At 66.9% G+C, this 3,122-nt stretch carries 2 protein-coding genes and 2 pseudogenes; 2 read left to right on the top strand and 2 right to left on the bottom strand.

From position 1 onward, the window contains the following. Nucleotides 1-29: 29 nt before the first annotated feature. Nucleotides 30-1,520, bottom strand: coding sequence for an LVIVD repeat-containing protein (locus ACFWFI_RS42105; protein WP_387401148.1), 1,491 nt, complete (start codon nucleotides 1,518-1,520; stop codon nucleotides 30-32). 181 nt (nucleotides 1,521-1,701) lie between these two features. Here ACFWFI_RS42105 and ACFWFI_RS42100 point away from each other — a divergent pair, with 181 nt between their 5' ends. Beyond that, nucleotides 1,702-2,364, top strand: coding sequence for a DUF305 domain-containing protein (locus ACFWFI_RS42100; protein ID WP_387401149.1), 663 nt, complete (start codon nucleotides 1,702-1,704; stop codon nucleotides 2,362-2,364). 90 nt (nucleotides 2,365-2,454) lie between these two features. Continuing rightward, nucleotides 2,455-2,944: pseudogene (locus ACFWFI_RS42095) on the top strand (FAD-dependent oxidoreductase); the annotation flags it as partial. Here the strand turns inward: ACFWFI_RS42095 and ACFWFI_RS42090 are convergent. Beyond that, nucleotides 2,932-3,081, bottom strand: a pseudogene (locus tag ACFWFI_RS42090) (GTP-binding protein); the annotation flags it as partial. The pseudogenes ACFWFI_RS42095 and ACFWFI_RS42090 sit on opposite strands and share 13 nt — an antisense overlap. Nucleotides 3,082-3,122 lie beyond the last annotated feature (41 nt).

Here is a 3,122-nt window from a genome sequence, read left to right as displayed (position 1 = left end):
CGCTTTCACCTACGGGACAAGCCGGTGGATCAGCGGTCGAAGTAGTCCGGCTGCGTCTGCACGTTGAGCTCCTGCAGGCGCACCTTCTTCGCCGGGTCGGTCCGCCGGTCGTTGAGCTTCAGGACGTCGAAGCCCTTGGCTATGTCGTTGGAGTAGATGTAGCCGTTGTAGTAGTACGCCGACCACGGGCCGGCGGTGGTGACCGCCTCCGTGGAGACCGGACCGCGCTCGAAGTACGCGATCTCCTTCGGCTTCGAGGAGTTGGTGAAGTCCCACACGGAGACCCCGCCCTGGTACCAGGCCTGGACCATCAGGTCCTTGCCCTTGACCGGGATGATCGAGCCGTTGTGCGCGACACAGACCTCGGTGTCCGCCTGCGGGCGGTCGATCTTGAAGTAGCTGCGGAAGACCAGCTTGCGGTGGTCGCCCCGGCCAGTGATGTCGTAGACCCCGTCGGCCCCGCGGTTCGGGCCGATCTCGTCGTTGCAGGTGGCCGCTCCGCCGCCACCGAGCTCATCGGTGAACACGACCTTGTCGGCGTTCTGGTTGAAGGTCGCGGAGTGCCAGAACGCGAAGTTCACGTTGTCCTGGACCCGGTCGATGATCTTCGGGTTCTCCGGGTCCTTGATGGAGAACAGCAGACCGTCACCCATGCACGCCCCGGCCGCCAGGTCCTTCGACGGCAGTACGGTGATGTCGTGGCATCCGGTGGTCTTCGAGACGCCGGGGTTGGCCGGCGCGCCCGGGTTGCCACCGTCCGGGAAGAGGACCGGGAAGTTCACGATCCGGGAGTCCTCGGGAGCGCTGCGCGGCACCTTGATGACGGAGATTCCGTCGTGCGGCGGCTGGCAGTCCGGGAACGTCTCGTTCGGCGAGTACGACGAGACGTACACGTACACGTTCTTGCGCTCGGGGATGATCGTGTGGGTGTGCGAACCACACGCGGTCTCGACTGCGGCGACGTACTTCGGGTTGCGCTTGTCGCTGATGTCGAAGACCTTCATGCCCTCCCAGGAGGACTTCTCCGTGGCCGGCTGAGTGGTGCTGGCACACGAGTTGTCGCTGCGCGAGGAGTCGGTCGACAGGAAGAGGAGGTTCCCGGAGACCGAGATGTCGTTCTGGGAGCCGGGGCACAGGACCTGCGCGACGGTCTTCGGCTTCTTCGGGTTGCGGATGTCGAAGATCCGGAAGCCGTCGTAGTTCCCGGCGTAGGCGTACGTGCCCTGGAAGGCCAGGTCGGTGTTGAGCCCTTGGAGCGCGTCCTTGGGGACGTTCGTGAGGTGCTCGATGTTCGAGCTGTGGACGATCTCGTCCACGCCGGGTATCTCGCCGCTCTCGATGGCGGCCCTGGCTTCGGCCTGCTCACTCACGGAAACACCGCTACGGGTTTTGGCGGTGTCGCCCGGGTCAGGTGTCGCGGCCGCGGGTCCGGCCGTGAACAGCGTGGCGATGAGCCCGGCCGCGGCTGCCGCCACACCCAGACGTCTCCGCCGCACGCTGGTGGTGTGCAACGAGGTCACTGCGTCCTCCCTTGTATCCGTTCGTCGAAGAACGGTTCATGGACCCCGGCAGTATCGTCCCTCTCATGTACACACCAACAGATGGCAACAGAGACGTAATAAAAGTTTTTGATCTTTGGCCGGTGGAAGGTGTTAGGACGGTCTGGAACACACTCATGTGCCAATGGAGGTCGCCGTGTTGATGCCCCGTCGGACCACGCACGTGCGTGCAGCCGCCCTCGCGGCGACGCTCGTGGCCGCCGTTCTCGCGCTGGGCGGCTGCGACGGAGGCAGCGGCGACGACGGGGCGAAGGCCGGGGCGGACAAGGGTCCTTCGATCGTGGCGCCCGGAAAACCCGGCGAGCCGGCCAGGACGCTGTCGGCCGAGGAAGCGGTGAAGGCCGCCGGGGACGACACTCCCAACTCCGCCGACTTCCGCTACGCCCGCATGATGATCGAGCATCACGAACAGGCCCTGGTGCTCACCGCTCTCGTTCCCGGACGGGCAGCCTCCACATCTGTCGAACGGCTCGCGAAGCGCATATCGGCAGCCCAGAAGCCTGAGATCGGCGCCATGGAGGGCTGGCTGAAAAACAACGGTGGGAACGACCGCGAGGAGACGCACGACCACTCCGCGATGCCCGGTATGGCCACGGACAAGCAGATCGAGCAGCTGCGTGCCGCACAGGGCAAGGCATTCGACCAGTTGTTCCTCGAGCTGATGATCACCCACCACCAGGGCGCGGTCACCATGGCGACCGAGGCTCTCGCGGACGGCAACAACGTGCTGGTGGAGGAGATGGCCAACGACGTCGTCGCCCAGCAGACCGTGGAGATCGACCGGATGCGCGGGCTGATGACCTGAGCGGCGCACCGGATCGCCGGACCCGCGCGCCTCTCCCCGCTTCCCCGCACCGGTGCCATGCTGGAGGGAGCCTGCCGGAAGAGGTGCACCGTGCTCCGTGTCGCCGTCGTCGGTTCGGGACCCAGCGGGGTCTACACGGCCCAGGCCCTGCTGCAGCAGTCGCGGGTGCCGGATGTGCGGGTACATGTACTGGACCGTCTGCCCACACCGTACGGACTGGTCCGCTACGGCGTGGCGCCCGACCACGAGAAGATCAAGTCACTGCAGAGCAGTCTCCGGGCGGTCCTTGAGGACGACCGGATCACCTTCGTCGGTCATGTCGAGGTCGGTGGCGCGGCCGGGTTGTCACCCGCCCGGCTGAAGGAGCTGTACCACGCGGTGGTCTACTGCGTCGGCGCGGCGGCCGACCGGCCGCTCGACGTGCCCGGTGAGGAGCTGCCGGGAAGTTTCTCCGCCACCGAGTTCGTCTCCTGGTACAGCGCCCACCCGGACGCGGCCGCCGGCGGCTTCGCGCTCCTGGCCCGTTCCGCCGTGGTGGTGGGGGTCGGCAACGTGGCGGTCGACGTGGCCACCGCTCTCCACCAGGACGAGGTCGAGCGGTCCGTACGCCTCCTCCAGATCCTCGACCGCGTCGAGGTTGGCGGTGACGTCGTCGCGGATCGCGGTGTGCGGGCAGGCGCCCGTCTCCACGGCGCGGATGCGCTCGGTCGGCAGGACCCCGCGACAGGCCGAGAATCATCGCGGCGCAACCGAGTCCG

Origin of the sequence: Streptomyces sp. NPDC060209 (assembly GCF_042728155.1) — a bacterium.
GTDB lineage: Bacteria > Actinomycetota > Actinomycetes > Streptomycetales > Streptomycetaceae > Streptomyces.
This window is presented reverse-complemented; position numbering and strand designations above follow the sequence as displayed.